The following is a 16593-nucleotide window of genomic DNA, read 5'->3' on the forward strand; positions in this document are numbered from 1 at the left end:
CATGCAAAATTCAATCGGCGCACCAAAGCAGAGGCTCAGCCTCAGCGATCCACGAGTGCGTGCGTGGCTATTCCAGATCATTACCGTTGTGGCGGTGGTCTCGCTGGGCTGGTACTTGTTCGACAACACGCAAACCAACCTTCAGCACCGGGGCATTACTTCCGGTTTCGGCTTTCTGGAGCGCAGTGCCGGATTCGGCATCGCTCAACACCTGATCGACTACACCGAAGCGGACAGCTATGCCCGCGTCTTTGTGATCGGTCTGCTCAACACCCTGTTGGTGACCGTGATCGGCGTGGTTCTAGCGACGATCCTCGGTTTCATCATAGGTGTGGCACGGCTGTCGCAGAACTGGATCATCAGCAAACTGGCGACGGTGTATGTGGAAGTGTTCCGCAACATTCCGCCGCTGCTGCAAATCCTGTTCTGGTACTTCGCGGTATTCCTGACCATGCCGGGGCCGCGTAACAGCCACAACTTCGGTGACACCTTCTTCGTCAGCAGCCGGGGCCTGAACATGCCGGCCGCTCTGGCCGCCGACGGTTTCTGGGCGTTTGTGATCAGCGTGGTGCTGGCCATCGTCGCCATCGTGCTGATGTGCCGCTGGGCCAACAAGCGCTTTGAAGAAACCGGCGTGCCGTTCCACAAGTTCTGGGTCGGTCTGGCGATTCTGCTGGTGATCCCGACCTTGTGCGCACTGATCTTCGGCGCCCCGCTGCACTGGGAAATGCCTGAGCTCAAAGGCTTTAACTTCGTCGGCGGCTGGGTGCTGATCCCGGAACTGCTGGCCTTGACCCTGGCCCTGACCGTGTACACCGCGGCGTTTATCGCCGAGATCGTGCGTTCGGGCATCAAGTCGGTCAGCCATGGCCAGACAGAAGCGGCGCGCTCGCTCGGCCTGCGCAACGGCCCGACCCTGCGCAAGGTGATCATTCCGCAAGCCCTGCGCGTGATCATTCCACCCCTGACCAGCCAATACCTCAATCTGGCGAAGAACTCCTCGCTGGCGGCCGGTATCGGTTACCCGGAAATGGTGTCGCTGTTCGCTGGCACCGTGCTTAACCAGACCGGTCAAGCCATCGAAGTGATTGCCATCACGATGAGCGTGTACCTGGCGATCAGTATCAGCATCTCCCTGCTGATGAACTGGTACAACAAGCGCATTGCGCTGATCGAGCGGTAAGGAAAAGCGCATGAGTACTCATACTTTCAAACCCGACATGCCCCCACCGAACAGCAGCATCGGCGTGGTGGCGTGGATGCGCGCGAACATGTTCTCCAGCTGGCTCAACACCCTGCTGACGCTGTTTGCGTTCTACCTGATCTACCTCGTGGTCCCGCCGATTCTCAGCTGGGCGATCCTCGATGCCAACTGGGTTGGCACCACCCGCGCCGACTGCACCAAGGACGGGGCTTGCTGGGTGTTCATCCAGCAGCGTTTCGGCCAGTTCATGTACGGCTACTACCCGACGGAACTGCGCTGGCGCGTGGACCTGACCGTGTGGCTGGCGGTGATCGGCGTGGCGCCACTGTTCATCTCGCGCTTCCCGCGTAAAGCGGTGTACGGTCTGAGCTTCCTGGTGCTGTACCCGATCATTGCCTACATCCTGCTGCACGGCGGTTTCGGCCTGAGCAATGTGGCGACCAGCCAGTGGGGCGGTCTGATGCTGACTCTGGTCATCGCTACCGTCGGTATCGCCGGTGCCTTGCCACTGGGGATCATCCTGGCGCTGGGCCGTCGCTCGAACATGCCGGCGATTCGCGTGGTGTGTGTGACGTTCATCGAGTTCTGGCGCGGCGTGCCGTTGATCACCGTGCTGTTCATGTCCTCGGTGATGCTGCCGCTGTTCCTGCCTGAAGGCATGAACTTCGACAAGCTGCTGCGGGCGCTGATCGGGGTGATCCTGTTCCAGTCGGCCTACGTCGCCGAAGTGGTGCGCGGTGGTCTGCAAGCGATTCCCAAAGGTCAGTACGAAGCCGCTGCGGCGATGGGCCTCGGCTACTGGCGTGCCATGGGCCTGGTGATTCTGCCGCAAGCCCTGAAGCTGGTGATTCCGGGCATCGTCAACACCTTCATTGCGCTGTTCAAGGACACCAGCCTGGTGATCATCATCGGCCTGTTTGACCTGCTCAACAGCGTCAAGCAAGCCGCTGCCGACCCGAAATGGCTGGGCATGGCCACCGAAGGCTACGTGTTCGCCGCCCTGGTGTTCTGGATTTTCTGTTTTGGTATGTCGCGCTATTCCATGCATCTGGAACGCAAGCTCGACACTGGCCACAAGCGTTAGGAGTTCTCTGTAAATGAGCGAAGCAATCAAAAAGCCTGTGGGCCCTGAAGGCATTATCCAGATGCAGGGCGTGAACAAGTGGTACGGCCAGTTCCACGTGCTCAAAGACATCAACCTCAACGTCAAACAGGGCGAGCGCATCGTGCTGTGCGGCCCGTCGGGTTCCGGCAAGTCGACCACCATTCGTTGCCTCAATCGTCTGGAAGAACACCAGCAGGGCCGCATCGTCGTCGACGGCGTGGAACTGACCAACGACCTCAAGCAGATCGAAGCGATCCGCCGCGAAGTCGGCATGGTGTTCCAGCACTTCAACCTGTTCCCGCATCTGACCATCCTGCAGAACTGCACGCTGGCGCCGATGTGGGTACGCAAGATGCCCAAGCGCAAGGCCGAGGAAATCGCCATGCATTATCTGGAGCGCGTACGCATTCCGGAGCAGGCGCATAAATTCCCGGGGCAACTGTCCGGCGGCCAGCAGCAACGTGTGGCGATCGCCCGCGCGTTGTGCATGAAACCGAAAATCATGCTGTTCGACGAACCGACCTCGGCACTCGACCCGGAGATGGTGAAAGAAGTGCTGGACACCATGATCGGTCTCGCCGAAGACGGCATGACCATGTTGTGCGTGACCCACGAAATGGGCTTCGCCCGCACCGTGGCCAATCGCGTGATCTTCATGGACAAGGGCGAAATCGTTGAGCAGGCGGCGCCGAATGACTTCTTCGACAATCCGCAGAATGACCGGACGAAGCTGTTCCTGAGCCAGATCCTGCATTGATGGCTTGAGAGGCCCGTTTAACCACAAAGCCCTGCCGGATGCCCGGCGGGGCTTTTTTCATGGGCGGTGAATCAACCCGCGGTTGCTTTGAGCGCAAGTGCCCGTTGCACGGCCCGCATCGCGTTGAGGCGTCCGTGTCCGTAGTAATGACTGTGTCCGTTTTCATCGTATTGACCGAGCGGCCCGTCGTCGGCATGGCCGATCTTGTCGCAGCAGTCGGCGAGTATCTGCCGCACGGCCAGACGATCAAGGCCGGGATTGACTCCGAGCACCAGCGCTGCGACGCCCGCAGCGCCGGGGCAGGCGCTGGAGGTGCCGCTGAATGAATCGGTGTAGGCCGGCAATGTTTGGGCGACGAAGCGCGTGCTCAAGTCCGTGGTGCGGATGCCACGGGTCTGTGGAGTCGAGGTGGCAGGTTTGAACTTCGGATCAGGGTGCTGCTGATCGCCGCTGGGAAAACAGCACCAGAGCACTTTGCCAAAATCGCTGTAGGCACTGCGCCGGTTCTGGTCGTTGCAGGCACCTACGGCAATCACATGGGGGTGGCTGGAGTAGCCATCATTGTCGGCGCATTCGTTACCGTTTCCTGCGCCAAAAAAGATCACACACCCTTTGCCATTGCGGCCCTTGGTGGCTGCATACTCGATTGCCAGCCGAGTGCTCGCCGCCAGGGGAAACACTTGGCTGTGACGCGGGTCGGCGGGGTCGGCCCAATGACCTTCGGCCGGCCCCCAACTGCAGGAAATGATGTCGGCCCCCTGATCGGCGGCCCAGTAGAAGGCGTCGGCCTCGGCGCGAGCCCCCAAGGGCTTGGTGAGTTTCAACGGCATCAGACTGGCCCGCGGAGCGACGCCACTGGCGCCGACCTTGCCATTGGCGCAAGCCACTCCGGCGGCGGCTGTGCCATGGCGTTCCAGGGCGTTTTTCGGACGTGGGCCCTGTTTGGCGTTACGTCGGTCAAAGTTCTGCGCGCCGACGATTTTGCCTTCTCCGGCGAACTCGGGATGGTCGATATCAAAGGCATCGTCGATGACCGCTATCACCACGCCCTCGCCCTGCGCGAGTTCATGCGCGGCTTCGACATTGGCGCTGGCATCGATGTCGACCTGATAGGTCACGGTGGTTTTCTTCAGGTGCCACTGATTGGCATGGATCGCTCGACGTTGCCCCTGGCGCAGCAATTCGGGGTGACAGTACTCAATCTCGTCGCGCTTCAGCCATTCAGCGGCGAGTGTGAAAATGTCGGTTCCCTGGACGGCGGGGTGATGAACGAAAAAGGCGTTTGATGCGTAAGGCGCCTGTTGTTTGATCATCACGCCCAGCTCTTCGAGAATCGCCATGCACTGGGTGGCGCGCAGTGAATCGATGAACTTTAGAAACACATTCTCGGTATAGAGCACCGGATCCTGAGTGATGGGGTCCATCAACACGCTGCCGGCGAAGCGTACGTCGGGCAACTCACGCAACAGAGCCTTGCGTTGCGATGGATCCGAATGCTGCGGCAGTTTATAGACCTGCACATCAGCGTCCTCGATATGCAGCACCAGCTCGCAGCCTTGCAGTGCGGTGTCGGCGGACTCGCAGCAAAGCGCGTGCGTCAGCGGCTTTCCCGCGCAGCCGCGGATCGCCAGCAATTGTCGGTTTTTCTCCAGAGCAAAAGGGCGGCTGTGCTGCTTGCCGAAGTTGATTTCCACCATGATTTTTTCATCTTCCGTTGACTAAATGACGGACGAAAACGTCCGAGGATAATTTCCAGAGTCTGAAGTCCGGTGGCGGTGAGTGATGTCGGCAAACATTCCTCTGCAATGTGGGAAATCACTTTTCGGATCGCTGATTCTTCGACTCATTGAGTAGGAACGAGTCTTCTGCAATCCGCAGAGTGGTCGGAGTTGATGGTTGCGCGGCCTTCTTCTGAACACAGGAGGTTGCCGTCCTGCGCGTAGCTGACTACCCTGTCAGGAAATTCATCCTATGATTGGATGATGGGGCGAATCCTATGTCAGACATTTCTCCACTCGTTAAACGATCCCTGGTCGATCAGGCTCTGGATCAATTGCGTCAACGCATCACCGATGGCGTGTGGCAGGTCGGCGAACGTCTGCCGACCGAGCCGGAGCTGAGCACCGAGCTGGGCATCAGCCGCAATACCGTGCGTGAAGCCATGCGTGTGCTGGCGTTCTCCGGGCTGATCGAGATCCGCCAGGGCGACGGCAGTTATTTGCGCGCGGTGGTCGATCCGATGGACACGCTCAAGGCGCTGTCTCGCTGTTCACTGGCGCAAGCGCGCGAGACCCGGCACATCCTCGAAGTCGAAGCGATCGGCCTGGCCGCGTTGCGCCGCACCGATGAAGACCTCGTCGTCTTGCGTGAAGCGCTGGGCACCAGCGGCAGCCATTACCACGGCGATCTCGACACTTACATTGCCTGCGATCTGGTGTTCCACCGCCGTCTGGTGGATGCCGCGCATAACCCGACCCTCAGCGAGTTGTATCGCTATTTCTCCAGCATCGTCGGCGCCCAATTGCGTCAGACCCTGAACATCGTCCCGCGCCGTCAGGAAGTGTTCGACCTGCACATCGCGTTGCTCGATGCCGTCGAACAACGCGACCCGGAGCGGGCCAAAGCCATATCGAGGCAGTTGATCAATGAACCTTGAAACCGAGAAAAACGTCTCAACCCTCAAGCGCACGGCAGAGCTCGAAGAGCTGCTGATCGACGCCGAGGCCGATGACGAGCAAGTGCAGCAAAGTCATCCGCTGGTGCGCCGGCCGTGGCTGTTGCTGCTGGGGTTGATTCTAGTGGCGCTGAACCTGCGTCCGGCGCTGTCGAGCATGGCGCCGCTGCTCAGCGAAGTGTCGAAAAGCCTTGGGCTGTCTGCGGCTCAGGCCGGTCTGCTGACCACTTTGCCGGTGCTGTGCCTCGGTTTGTTCGCACCGCTGGCGCCGATTCTTGCGCGGCGTTTCGGCGCCGAACGCGTGGTGCTCGGCATCCTGCTGACCCTGGCCGGCGGGATCATCCTGCGCAGCAATTTCGGTGAGATCGGCTTGTTCGCCGGCAGCGTGCTGGGCGGGGCGAGCATCGGCATTATCGGCGTACTGCTGCCGGGCATTGTCAAACGCGACTTCGCCAGACACGCCGGAACCATGACCGGCGTCTACACCATGGCGCTGTGTCTGGGCGCGGCGATGGCGGCGGGTTCGACCGTGCCGTTGAGCGAGCACTTCGACAACAGCTGGGCGCTGGGCCTGGGCTTCTGGGTGATCCCGGCGCTGGTGGCGGCGGTGTTCTGGCTGCCGCAAGTCGGTCAAAAACACGGCGCGCACAATGTGGCCTATCGGGTACGCGGCTTGCTGCGCGATCCGCTGGCCTGGCAGGTGACCTTGTACATGGGCCTGCAATCGTCGCTGGCGTACATCGTGTTCGGCTGGTTGCCGTCGATCCTGATCGGTCGCGGACTAACCCCGACCCAGGCCGGTCTGGTGCTGTCCGGTTCGGTGATCATCCAGCTGGCCAGTTCTCTCGCGGCGCCGTGGCTGGCGACCCGTGGCAAGGATCAGCGTCTGGCGATCGTGGTGGTGATGGCGCTGACCCTCGCGGGTTTGTTCGGTTGCCTGTATGCACCGCTCGACGGCCTGTGGGGCTGGGCGATTCTGCTGGGTCTGGGGCAGGGCGGTACTTTTAGCCTGGCATTGACCCTGATCGTGCTGCGTTCGCGGGATTCGCACGTCGCGGCGAATCTGTCGAGCATGTCGCAGGGCTTCGGCTACACCCTGGCCTCGATGGGCCCGTTCGCGGTCGGCGTGGTGCATGACTGGACCGGCGGCTGGAATGCGGTGGGCTGGATCTTCGGCATCATCGGCACCGGTGCGATCATCGCCGGGCTGGGTGCCGGGCGTGCGTTGTACGTGCAGGTGCAAAGCGAAAAAATCTGATAGCTGTAGGCGCTGCGGCACGCTGCGATCCTTTGATGTTGATCTTGAAAATCTTAAAGATCAAAAGATCGCAGCGTGCCGCAGCTCCTACAGGTTTTGTGTACTGCGGGTATTCGGTGCGCGAATGCCGATAGTGTTTCTTCGCTTTGCAGCTTATCGTGCTGGCAATCTGTCCATTCCCTGGAGTTTGCCCATGAGCGAAGCCCACGCCGCCCTGATCACCCGCTTCTACCAGGCCTTCCAGCGCCTCGACGCCGAAGGCATGGCTGCCTGTTATACCGACGACGTAGTGTTCAGCGATCCGGCCTTCGGTGAACTGCGTGGACGCGATGCCGGCGACATGTGGCGCATGCTCACCACCCGCGCCAAGGACTTTTCCCTGACCTTCGACAATGTTCGCGCTGACGAGCGCAGCGGCGGTGCGCACTGGGTGGCGACGTATCTGTTCAGCCAGACCGGCAACGTGGTGATCAACGATATCCAGGCGCGTTTCGTGTTCCGTGACGGCAAGATCTGCGAGCACCACGATCACTTCGACCTGTGGCGCTGGTCGCGTCAGGCCCTGGGTTTCAAGGGCTTGCTGCTGGGCTGGACGCCGCTGGTGCGCAACGCGGTACGCGCGCAGGCGCTGAAGGGACTGAAGGCATTTCAGGCCGGTCGCTGATAAGATCGCGGCCTGTTTCCTACACACCTTGATCCCGAAGTGACCAGCCTTAGCGAAAAATCGGTTGATGTTGTCGAGCCAGTGAGCAAGTCCTGGTTCGTCTACCTCGTGCGCGCAGCCAACGGTTCGCTGTATTGCGGGATCAGCGACGACCCGGTGCGCCGTTTCGCCAAGCATCAGAGCGGCAAGGGCGCGCGGTTCTTTCTGTCCAGCCCGGCCATGGCGCTGGTCTACACCGAGCGCTGCCGCGACAAGAGCGATGCGCTGCGCCAGGAACGCCTGATCAAGAAACTGCGCAAAAGCGCCAAGGAATGCCTGGTCGCGTCTTATCAATCTGATTGATCGGTTCCCATCAGCCGGATCTGTAGGCTGCTAATCAAATGCGCGCTAAGCTGCCAACTCACTATTTGAGCGGCGGAGCCGAGCATGTCCGAGTTGATTCTGCATCATTACCCGACTTCTCCATTTGCTGAGAAGGCCCGCCTGCTCCTGGGGTTCAAAGGCTTGTCCTGGCGCTCGGTGCACATTTCGCCGGTGATGCCGAAACCTGATCTGACTGCCCTGACCGGCGGCTATCGCAAGACCCCGGTGTTGCAGGTCGGTGCCGACATCTATTGCGACACGTCGTTGATCGCTCGCCGTCTGGAGCAGGAAAAAGCCCTGCCGGCGTTTTTTCCTGAAGGTCAGGAAATGACCACCGCCAGTTTCGCGGCGTGGGCCGACTCGGTGGTGTTCCAGCATGCCGTCAGCCTGGTGTTCCAGCCGGAGTCGGTGGCGGTGCGCTTCGGCAAGTTGCCGCCGGAAGCGATCAAGGCGTTCCTCGCGGACCGTGCCGGTTTGTTCAGTGGTGGTAGCGCCACCCGGCCGTCGGCCGAACAGGCCAAGCATCAATGGCCAACGATCATGGCGCGCCTGGAGTTGCAGTTGCAGCGCGAGCAGGGCGACTTCCTGTTCGGTGAGCCGTCGATTGCCGACTTCGCCCTGGCGCATTCGCTGTGGTTCCTCAAGGCGACGCACGTCACCGCACCATTGGTCGATGAGTATCCGGCCGTGACCGCATGGCTGGGGCGTGTGCTGGGTTTTGGTCATGGCGCCGCGAGCGCGATGACCGCCGAGGAGGCGCTGGACGTGGCGCGCAACTCGACGCCGGCCGCGTTGCCCGATGAGCAGTTTGTTGATCCGAACGGGTTCAAGGCCGGGCAGCAGGTGGCGATTGCGGCCATCGATTACGGTGTGGATCCGGTGGAGGGCGAGTTGCTGTTTGCCGGCCGTGAAGAGCTGATCCTGCGTCGCGAAGACCCGCGTGGCGGCGTGGTGCATGTGCATTTCCCGCGCTTCGGCTTCCGCATCGAAGCGCGCTGAAGGCAAAAGATCGCAGCCTTCGGCAGCGCCTACATGAGACATGTGTAGGAGCTGCCGCAGGCTGCGATCTTTTGATCTTGGTGTTACTTCAGGGCGGCGAGGATCTCATCCGGGTCAAACCCGCGAATCAACGTGCCGTTTACATCGATCAACGGAATCCCGCGCCCGCCCAGTGCCTCATACACCTTGCGTGCCTCGGCATCCTTCTCGATGTCGAACTCTTTGAACGCAATGCCCTTGCTGTCGAGAAAGCGTTTGGTCTGCTTGCAGTAGCCGCACCAGTCGGTGGCATACAGCACAACATTGGCCTGCGCCCTTGTCTGCTCCGAGACCATCTGCGACGGGTTGAACACCCGCTCGATCTTGCCCCAGTTCTGATAGACCACCACCACCAGTAGCACCAGCGCGACTTTCTTCAGCACATTGCCCAACATCAGTTGCGGCGCTTGAGCTGATCGGTGAGCGAGGTCGGCAGGCCCTTGATGATCAGGGTGCCGGCTTCTTCGTCGTACTCGATCTTGGAGCCCAGCAGGTGCGCTTCAAAGCTGATCGACAGACCTTCGGCGCGCCCGGTGAAGCGGCGGAACTGGTTGAGGGTGCGTTTGTCCGCCGGAATCTCTGGCGACAGGCCGTAATCCTTGTTGCGGATGTGGTCGTAGAAGGCCTTCGGGCGCTCCTCGTCGATCAGCTCCGACAGCTCTTCCAGACCCATCGGCTCGCCGAGTTTGGCCTGGCTGCTGGCGTAATCGACCAGGGTCTTGGTTTTCTCGCGGGCGGAGTCTTCCGGCAGGTCTTCGCTTTCGACGAAGTCGCTGAAGGCCTTGAGCAGGGTGCGGGTTTCGCCCGGGCCGTCGACGCCTTCCTGGCAGCCAATGAAGTCGCGGAAGTATTCCGAGACCTTCTTGCCGTTCTTGCCCTTGATGAACGAAATGTACTGCTTGGACTGCTTGTTGTTCTGCCACTCGGACACGTTGATCCGCGCCGCCAGGTGCAGTTGGCCGAGGTCGAGGTGGCGCGACGGGGTCACGTCCAGCTCGTCGGTCACCGCCACGCCTTCGCTGTGGTGCAGCAGGGCGATCGCCAGGTAATCGGTCATGCCTTGCTGGTAGTGGGCGAACAGCACGTGGCCGCCGACTGACAGGTTCGACTCTTCCATCAGCTTCTGCAGGTGCTCGACCGCGACTTTGCTGAACGCCGCGAAGTCCTTGCCGCCGTCCATGTATTCCTTCAGCCAGCCGCTGAACGGGAACGCACCGGATTCCGGATGGAACAGGCCCCAGGCTTTGCCCTGTTTGGCGTTATAGCTCTCGTTGAGGTCGGCGAGCATGTTCTCGATGGCCGCGGACTCAGCCAGTTCAGAGTCACGGGCGTGCAGAACTGCGGGCGTGCCGTCGGGTTTTTTGTCGATCAGGTGGACGATGCAATGACGGATCGGCATGGGCTTCTCGGCTGTTGGAAGGGAGGAGGGCAGACTCCCCCGAAAAAGCGCCCAGTGTACCCGATTCTCCACCTGGGACGATGCAACCGTCCCCCTGTCGCGCTGCCGAAGGCTGCGATCTTTTGATCTGGCTTTTAAAAAATCAACGTCAAAAGATCGCAGCCTTCGGCAGCTCCTGCATGATTAGGATGCAGCAGAAAATTGTGGCCGGCGGCCGCGTAAACAGGGGGTGGAAGGGCAAATCCGGGGCAAACGCCCGGCCTTGTGCAGTTTTTTACCGATTTAGAGCAATAAAGCTGACCAAATGGGTAGCTAGAGGCGGATATTTCCCCGTCTCTGTGCTAGTTTTGCCCGGTCTTACGCGAAGTCACAGCGTTAAGCGTGCATTCAGCATTTGTCAGGTCGAACCAAACCCTGATTTCGGTATCTATAACCCCGACTCGTCGTGGTTATCGCCGAGGGTGCCAGATCCAGAAGATCGGGCTCGATGGCTGACACTGCACTCTGCAATCCATATGAATTTGATAGGGAAGGAACACTACATGGCTCTTACTAAAGACCAACTGATCGCCGACATCGCTGAAGCTATCGACGCGCCGAAAACCACCGCGCGTAACGCTCTGGACCAACTGGGCCAAATCGTTGCCGATCAGCTGGAAAACGGCGGCGAAATCACCTTGCCAGGTATCGGCAAGCTGAAAGTGACCGAGCGTCCTGCCCGCACTGGCCGTAACCCTTCGACTGGCGCTGCCATCGAAATCCCTGCCAAGAAAGTGATCAAGCTGGTTGTGGCCAAAGGCCTGACCGACGCTGTGAACAAGTAAGACGCAGCGATAAAAAAACCGTGCACCGGAGCGATCCGGGCACGGTTTTTTTGTGCCTGTGATTTGGCGAGGAGTTACGCCGCCTTGTAGGAGCTGTCGAGTGAAACGAGGCTGCGATCTTTTGATCTTGTTCTTCAGGATCAAGATCAAAAGATCGCAGCGTACCGCAGCTCCTACAGGTTCGCCGGCGCAGGCGTTAGCGCGTCCAGCGCTCGCGACGCCAGATCTGCTGTTCGGACTTGGTCTGGAAGGTCCAGGCCACGAAGCGGCTCTGTTTCTGCCCTTGCGACATCTCCACCACCTGGCTTTCCAGCACGCCGGCCTTCTTCAGCGCGGTTTCGATGGCGGGCAGGTTCGAGGCTTTCGACACCAGCGTGCTGAACCACAGCACCTTGTGCTGGAAGTTCGCGCTCTCGGCGATCAGTTGCGTCACGAAACGCGCTTCGCCACCCTCACACCACAGCTCCGCCGACTGGCCACCGAAATTCAGCACCGGCAGCTTGCGCTTCGGGTCGGCTTTGCCCAGTGCGCGCCATTTGCGCTCGCTGCCCTTGGTCGCTTCGTCCATCGAAGCGTGGAATGGCGGGTTGCACATGGTCAGGTCAAAGCGCTCACCCGGCTCCAGCAAACCGATCAGGATGTGCTTGCGGTTTTCCTGCTGGCGCAGCTTGATGACCTTGTTCAGGTCGTTGGACTGGACGATGGCTCTGGCGGCAGCCACGGCGGTCGGATCAATCTCCGAGCCGAGGAAGTGCCAGCGGTATTCGCTGTTACCGATCAGCGGATACACGCAGTTGGCGCCCATGCCGATATCCAGCACGTTGACGATCGCGCCGCGCGGGACTTTGCCGTCGTTCATGCTCGCCAGCAGGTCCGCGAGGAAGTGCACGTAATCGGCGCGGCCCGGAACCGGTGGGCAGAGGTAGTCCGCCGGGATGTCCCAATGCTGGATGCCATAGAACGACTTGAGCAGCGCCCGGTTGAACACGCGCACCGCATCGGGGCTGGCGAAGTCGATGCTTTCCTTGCCGTACGGGTTGGTGATCACGAACTTCGCCAGTTCCGGCGTGGTCTTGATCAGCGCCGGGAAGTCGTAGCGACCCTGGTGGCGATTGCGCGGGTGCAGGCTGGCCTTTTCACGCGGCTCGACGGCTTTGGCCGGGGTCGCGACATCAGGCTTCTTGCGCGCAGGTTTGGGTGTGCGGGGGGCGTTCATGGGTGTGATCGATTCGGGTATGGCTGAAAGTGGCGGGTATTGTCCCACATTGGTGAGTCATGCGCCGAACCTGTGACCCATGACCTTGGACTTGGGGATTTTGATTTATGTAGGGGAAGGTGGCGGGAACCATAAAAAAGGGAGGCCACCAGGGCCTCCCTCTTTCATTGCGGCTTGCCCTTACAGGCTCGAAATCCGCGCGTGCTGCTCGGCCAGCTTGCCCAGGGCCTGTTCAGCCTCGGCCAGTTTGGCGCGTTCCTTCTCGATGACTTCGGCCGGGGCCTTGTCAACGAAACCGGCGTTCGACAGCTTGCCGCCCACCCGCTGGACTTCGCCCTGCAGACGCAGGATCTCCTTGTCCAGACGCGCCAGCTCAGCGCCCTTGTCGATCAGGCCGGCCATTGGCACCAGCACTTCCATCTCGCCAACCAGCGCGGTCGCGGACAGCGGTGCTTCTTCGCCGGCCGCCAGCACGGTGATCGATTCCAGACGCGCCAGCTTCTTCAGCAGCGCTTCGTTCTCGGTCAGGCGACGCTGGTCTTCAGCGCTGACGTTCTTCAGGTAGATCGGCAGCGGTTTGCCCGGGCCGATGTTCATTTCGCCACGGATGTTACGCGTGCCGAGCATCAGGCCCTTGAGCCATTCGATGTCGTCTTCGGCCGCCGGATCGATGCGCTCTTCGTTGGCCACCGGCCAGGGTTGCAGCATGATCGTCTTGCCCTGAATGCCGGCCAGCGGCGCGATGCGCTGCCAGATTTCTTCAGTGATGAACGGCATGAACGGGTGCGCCAGTCGCAACGCCACTTCCAGAACGCGAACCAGTGTGCGACGGGTGCCGCGCTGACGCTCGACCGGCGCGTTCTCGTCCCACAGCACTGGCTTGGACAGTTCCAGGTACCAGTCGCAGTACTGGTTCCAGATGAACTCGTACAGCGCTTGCGCGGCGAGGTCGAAACGGAACTGATCCAGTTGACGGGTCACTTCGGCTTCGGTGCGTTGCAGCTGCGAGATGATCCAGCGATCCGCCAGCGACAGCTCGTAGGCTTCGCCGTTCTGGCCGCAGTCTTCGCCCTTGTCCAGAACATAACGCGCGGCGTTCCAGATCTTGTTGCAGAAGTTGCGATAGCCTTCAACGCGGCCCATGTCGAACTTGATGTCACGACCGGTGGAGGCCAGCGAGCAGAACGTGAAGCGCAGGGCGTCGGTGCCATAGCTGGCGATGCCGTCAGCGAACTCGTCGCGGGTCTGCTTCTCGATCTTCTTCGCCAGTTTCGGCTGCATCAGGCCGGAGGTGCGCTTGCGCACCAGTTCTTCCAGCTCGATACCGTCGATGATGTCCAGCGGGTCAAGGACGTTGCCCTTGGACTTGGACATCTTCTGGCCCTGGCCATCACGCACCAGACCGTGCACGTAAACGGTCTTGAATGGAACCTGCGGCGTGCCGTCCTCGTTCTTGATCAGGTGCATCGTCAGCATGATCATCCGGGCAACCCAGAAGAAAATGATGTCGAAACCGGTGACCAGCACGTCGGTGGAGTGGAATTTCTTCAGGAACTCGGTCTTTTCCGGCCAGCCCAGGGTGGAGAACGTCCACAGGCCCGAACTGAACCAGGTGTCGAGCACGTCGTTGTCTTGTTGCAATGCAACGTCCGGGCCGAGGTTGTGCTTGGCGCGCACTTCGGCTTCGTCGCGACCGACGTAGACCTTGCCCGACTCGTCGTACCAGGCCGGAATCCGGTGGCCCCACCACAGCTGACGGCTGATGCACCAGTCCTGGATGTCGCGCATCCACGAGAAGTACATGTTTTCGTACTGCTTCGGCACGAACTGGATACGGCCGTCTTCAACGGCAGCAATCGCCGGCTCAGCCAAAGGCTTGGTCGACACGTACCACTGGTCGGTCAGCCACGGTTCGATAATGGTGCCGGAGCGGTCGCCTTTCGGCACTTTCAGGTTGTGATCGTCGACGCTGACCAGCAGGCCGGCGGCGTCGAACGCAGCCACGATCTGCTTGCGCGCTTCGAAACGCTCAAGGCCGGCGTATTCAGCCGGGATCTTGCCGTCGATGCTGTCGTTCAGCGTGCCGTCGAGGTTGAACACCTGGGCGGCTGGCAGCACATTGGCGTTCTTGTCGAAGATGTTCAGCAGCGGCAGGTTGTGGCGTTTGCCGACTTCGTAGTCGTTGAAATCGTGGGCCGGGGTGATTTTCACGCAGCCGGTGCCGAATTCAGGATCGCAGTAATCGTCGGCGATGATCGGGATGCGGCGGCCAACCAGTGGCAGCTCGACAAACTTGCCGATCAAGGCTTTGTAGCGCTCATCGTTCGGGTTAACGGCCACGGCGGAATCGCCGAGCATGGTTTCCGGACGTGTGGTCGCGACGATCAGGAAATCGTTGCCTTCAGCGGTTTTCGCGCCGTCGGCCAGCGGGTATTTGAGGTTCCACAGGAACCCTTTCTCGTCGTGGTTTTCCACTTCGAGGTCGGAAATCGCCGTGTGCAACTTGGTGTCCCAGTTGACCAGACGCTTGCCGCGGTAGATCAGGCCGTCTTCGTGCAGGCGTACGAACGCTTCCTTGACCGCTTCCGAGAGGCCGTCGTCCATGGTGAAGCGCTCGCGGCTCCAGTCCACGGACGAGCCGAGGCGGCGGATCTGACGGCTGATGTTGCCGCCGGACTGATCCTTCCACTCCCAGACTTTTTCGAGGAATTTCTCGCGACCCAGGTCATGACGGTTCTGGCCGGTGGCTTCCAATTGACGCTCCACCAGCATCTGCGTGGCGATACCGGCGTGGTCGGTGCCTGGCTGCCACAGGGTGTTGCGACCCTGCATGCGGCGGAAACGGATCAGGGCGTCCATGATCGCGTTGTTGAAACCGTGACCCATGTGCAGGCTGCCGGTGACGTTCGGCGGCGGGATCATGATGGTGTAGGAATCGCCCGCGCCTTGCGGTGCGAAATAGTTCTCGGACTCCCAGGTGTTGTACCAGGAAGTTTCAATGGCGTGCGGCTGGTAGGTCTTATCCATGCGCGGCGGGACCCTATTGGCATTTGTTCAGGAAAAGCCGGGAAGTATAGCGGGGCATGGGGCCGAGGGCGAGCGGGGCGGGCCGGATGGAGAAAGCTTTCTGTAGGAGCTGCCGAAGGCTGCGATCTTTTGATGTTGCTTTTTAAAAAACAAGATCAAAAGATCGCAGCCTTCGGCAGCTCCTACAGGGGACATTATTCGTATTGGCTGAGCAACCGCTCCATTCGCGCCTCGAGGCGGCGTTTGATTTCGGTTTCGATGTGCGGCGCGAAGTCGTCGATCACGTCCTGCATGATCAATTGCGCGGCGGCGCGCAGTTCGCTGTCCAGGTGCAGCAGGGCGTCCGGGCCTTTATCCACAGGCGCTGCAGCAGGTTGCGCCGCAGGTATAGGGGGCGACGCGGGTGGCGGTTCGATGGCGGGCGGCGTGGCGTCGACGGCCTCGAACAACATCGGAATCTGTTCCTGTTCGCCTTCATCGACCGTGTCGGTCAGCAGTGGCGGTTGCAGGTTGTCATCGCCGAGCAACTGACGGATCGATTCGAGATCGTCCAGCAGGTGCGCAGGCTTTTGCAGCGGTTTTGGAGTGTCCATCGGCGTACTCAGAGTCGCTGTAAACGGTGATCTTGCAGAGGATAGCCCTGTTCGCGGTAGAAACGGAAACTCTCCCGTGCCGCCGCGCGAATCGTCGGATCTTCCACCACCACTTCCGCCACGCGGGCGAATTTGTTGGCAAAGGCCGGGACTTTCAGGTCGAGGTTGACCAGCAGATCCTGGTGCGCGCCACAATCAGCGCCCACCCCCAGCACGATCAAGCCGTCCGGTTCGCTGTCGGCAGGGCCGTGAGGCACGAAGGTTTCGCCCTTGAACGCCCACAGACGCGCATCAAGATCGTCACGCTGGGCTACATCGCTGCAATGCAGGTAGATGCGGTGGCCCATGCGCCAGGCTTTCTCGGTGAGCTTGCAGGCAAAGTCCAGGCGAGCCGAAGGATCGGCGCTGGGCAGGATATAAAAGTCGACTTTGGTCATTGCGGTTCCTGAGCCTTGAACGGCGCCGCCGGAT

At 60.6% G+C, this 16593-nt stretch carries 16 protein-coding genes; 9 read left to right on the forward strand and 7 right to left on the reverse strand.

Annotated features, from left to right (window positions below):
• The first annotated feature begins 1 nt into the window (after window position 1).
• The 3 genes from NN484_RS01460 to NN484_RS01470 are packed head-to-tail and all read left to right on the forward strand — an operon-like array spanning window position 2 to window position 3066.
• Entirely contained in the window at window positions 2–1183 is a 1182-nt protein-coding gene (locus tag NN484_RS01460; protein ID WP_274658478.1) for an amino acid ABC transporter permease, read from the forward strand.
• A 10-nt stretch (window positions 1184–1193) separates the two neighbouring features.
• Entirely contained in the window at window positions 1194–2288 is a 1095-nt protein-coding gene (locus tag NN484_RS01465; RefSeq protein WP_215501758.1) for an amino acid ABC transporter permease, read from the forward strand.
• A 13-nt stretch (window positions 2289–2301) separates the two neighbouring features.
• Entirely contained in the window at window positions 2302–3066 is a 765-nt protein-coding gene (locus NN484_RS01470; RefSeq protein WP_003221897.1) for an amino acid ABC transporter ATP-binding protein, read from the forward strand.
• A 71-nt stretch (window positions 3067–3137) separates the two neighbouring features.
• Here the strand turns inward: NN484_RS01470 and NN484_RS01475 are convergent, their stop codons facing one another.
• A complete protein-coding gene (locus NN484_RS01475; protein ID WP_274658479.1) occupies window positions 3138–4763 on the reverse strand; it encodes a S8 family peptidase in 1626 nt (541 codons plus the stop codon).
• Between the two features lie 299 nt (window positions 4764–5062).
• Between NN484_RS01475 and NN484_RS01480 the strand changes: the two genes are divergently transcribed.
• From NN484_RS01480 to NN484_RS01500, 5 genes are all read left to right on the forward strand, one after another.
• Entirely contained in the window at window positions 5063–5722 is a 660-nt protein-coding gene (locus NN484_RS01480) for a FadR/GntR family transcriptional regulator (RefSeq protein WP_274658480.1), read from the forward strand.
• Window positions 5712–6998 carry a CynX/NimT family MFS transporter gene (locus tag NN484_RS01485; RefSeq protein ID WP_274658481.1) on the forward strand — a complete coding sequence of 429 codons (1287 nt, stop codon included), beginning with the start codon at window positions 5712–5714 and terminating at the stop codon, window positions 6996–6998. Before NN484_RS01480 ends, NN484_RS01485 begins: the two co-directional genes overlap by 11 nt.
• Window positions 6999–7191: 193 nt before the next feature.
• On the forward strand, window positions 7192–7662 hold the full coding sequence (locus tag NN484_RS01490) for a nuclear transport factor 2 family protein (RefSeq protein ID WP_127650887.1): 471 nt from the start codon (window positions 7192–7194) through the stop codon (window positions 7660–7662).
• A 39-nt stretch (window positions 7663–7701) separates the two neighbouring features.
• Entirely contained in the window at window positions 7702–8004 is a 303-nt protein-coding gene (locus NN484_RS01495) for a GIY-YIG nuclease family protein (RefSeq protein ID WP_127650885.1), read from the forward strand.
• Between the two features lie 84 nt (window positions 8005–8088).
• On the forward strand, window positions 8089–9024 hold the full coding sequence (locus NN484_RS01500; protein ID WP_215501754.1) for a glutathione S-transferase family protein: 936 nt from the start codon (window positions 8089–8091) through the stop codon (window positions 9022–9024).
• 83 nt (window positions 9025–9107) lie between these two features.
• Here the strand turns inward: NN484_RS01500 and NN484_RS01505 are convergent, their stop codons facing one another.
• Together NN484_RS01505 and yejK are read right to left on the reverse strand one after the other, a co-directional pair.
• A complete protein-coding gene (locus tag NN484_RS01505; RefSeq protein ID WP_215501753.1) occupies window positions 9108–9458 on the reverse strand; it encodes a glutaredoxin family protein in 351 nt (116 codons plus the stop codon).
• Entirely contained in the window at window positions 9458–10462 is a 1005-nt protein-coding gene (gene yejK / locus NN484_RS01510; protein WP_003221908.1) for a nucleoid-associated protein YejK, read from the reverse strand. The genes NN484_RS01505 and yejK overlap by 1 nt, the downstream gene beginning before the upstream one ends.
• Window positions 10463–11004: 542 nt before the next feature.
• On the opposite strand from yejK, the gene NN484_RS01515 reads away from it, so the two are divergent.
• Window positions 11005–11286, forward strand: coding sequence for an HU family DNA-binding protein (locus NN484_RS01515; RefSeq protein WP_003221909.1), 282 nt, complete (start codon window positions 11005–11007; stop codon window positions 11284–11286).
• A 196-nt stretch (window positions 11287–11482) separates the two neighbouring features.
• Here NN484_RS01515 and rlmF read toward each other — a convergent pair whose 3' ends face one another.
• From rlmF to NN484_RS01535, 4 genes are all read right to left on the reverse strand, one after another.
• The gene (rlmF, locus tag NN484_RS01520) at window positions 11483–12502 is read right to left on the reverse strand and encodes a 23S rRNA (adenine(1618)-N(6))-methyltransferase RlmF (protein WP_274658482.1); all 1020 of its coding nucleotides are present in this window, start codon (window positions 12500–12502) and stop codon (window positions 11483–11485) included.
• Between the two features lie 180 nt (window positions 12503–12682).
• Window positions 12683–15529: a valine--tRNA ligase gene (locus NN484_RS01525; RefSeq protein WP_127650880.1), complete on the reverse strand. Its 2847-nt coding sequence runs from the start codon at window positions 15527–15529 to the stop codon at window positions 12683–12685.
• A 194-nt stretch (window positions 15530–15723) separates the two neighbouring features.
• Window positions 15724–16122, reverse strand: coding sequence for a DNA polymerase III subunit chi (locus NN484_RS01530; protein ID WP_127650878.1), 399 nt, complete (start codon window positions 16120–16122; stop codon window positions 15724–15726).
• A gap of 8 nt (window positions 16123–16130) precedes the next feature.
• Window positions 16131–16559 (reverse strand): DNA polymerase III subunit chi, encoded by a 429-nt coding sequence (locus NN484_RS01535; RefSeq protein ID WP_215501751.1) that lies wholly within the window; start codon window positions 16557–16559, stop codon window positions 16131–16133.
• Between the last annotated feature and the right edge of the window lie 34 nt (window positions 16560–16593).

Origin of the sequence: Pseudomonas serboccidentalis (assembly GCF_028830055.1) — a bacterium.
In the GTDB taxonomy this organism is placed as follows: Bacteria; Pseudomonadota; Gammaproteobacteria; order Pseudomonadales; family Pseudomonadaceae; genus Aquipseudomonas; species Aquipseudomonas serboccidentalis.

Coding starts and splice junctions, on each gene's coding strand:
- NN484_RS01460 (WP_274658478.1), top strand. CDS start 2: ATGCAAAATTCAATCGGCGCACCAAAGCAGAGGCTCAGCCTCAGCGAT.
- NN484_RS01465 (WP_215501758.1), top strand. CDS start 1,194: ATGAGTACTCATACTTTCAAACCCGACATGCCCCCACCGAACAGCAGC.
- NN484_RS01470 (WP_003221897.1), top strand. CDS start 2,302: ATGAGCGAAGCAATCAAAAAGCCTGTGGGCCCTGAAGGCATTATCCAG.
- NN484_RS01475 (WP_274658479.1), bottom strand. CDS start 4,763: ATGGTGGAAATCAACTTCGGCAAGCAGCACAGCCGCCCTTTTGCTCTG.
- NN484_RS01480 (WP_274658480.1), top strand. CDS start 5,063: ATGTCAGACATTTCTCCACTCGTTAAACGATCCCTGGTCGATCAGGCT.
- NN484_RS01485 (WP_274658481.1), top strand. CDS start 5,712: ATGAACCTTGAAACCGAGAAAAACGTCTCAACCCTCAAGCGCACGGCA.
- NN484_RS01490 (WP_127650887.1), top strand. CDS start 7,192: ATGAGCGAAGCCCACGCCGCCCTGATCACCCGCTTCTACCAGGCCTTC.
- NN484_RS01500 (WP_215501754.1), top strand. CDS start 8,089: ATGTCCGAGTTGATTCTGCATCATTACCCGACTTCTCCATTTGCTGAG.
- NN484_RS01505 (WP_215501753.1), bottom strand. CDS start 9,458: ATGTTGGGCAATGTGCTGAAGAAAGTCGCGCTGGTGCTACTGGTGGTG.
- yejK (WP_003221908.1), bottom strand. CDS start 10,462: ATGCCGATCCGTCATTGCATCGTCCACCTGATCGACAAAAAACCCGAC.
- NN484_RS01515 (WP_003221909.1), top strand. CDS start 11,005: ATGGCTCTTACTAAAGACCAACTGATCGCCGACATCGCTGAAGCTATC.
- rlmF (WP_274658482.1), bottom strand. CDS start 12,502: ATGAACGCCCCCCGCACACCCAAACCTGCGCGCAAGAAGCCTGATGTC.
- NN484_RS01525 (WP_127650880.1), bottom strand. CDS start 15,529: ATGGATAAGACCTACCAGCCGCACGCCATTGAAACTTCCTGGTACAAC.
- NN484_RS01530 (WP_127650878.1), bottom strand. CDS start 16,122: ATGGACACTCCAAAACCGCTGCAAAAGCCTGCGCACCTGCTGGACGAT.
- NN484_RS01535 (WP_215501751.1), bottom strand. CDS start 16,559: ATGACCAAAGTCGACTTTTATATCCTGCCCAGCGCCGATCCTTCGGCT.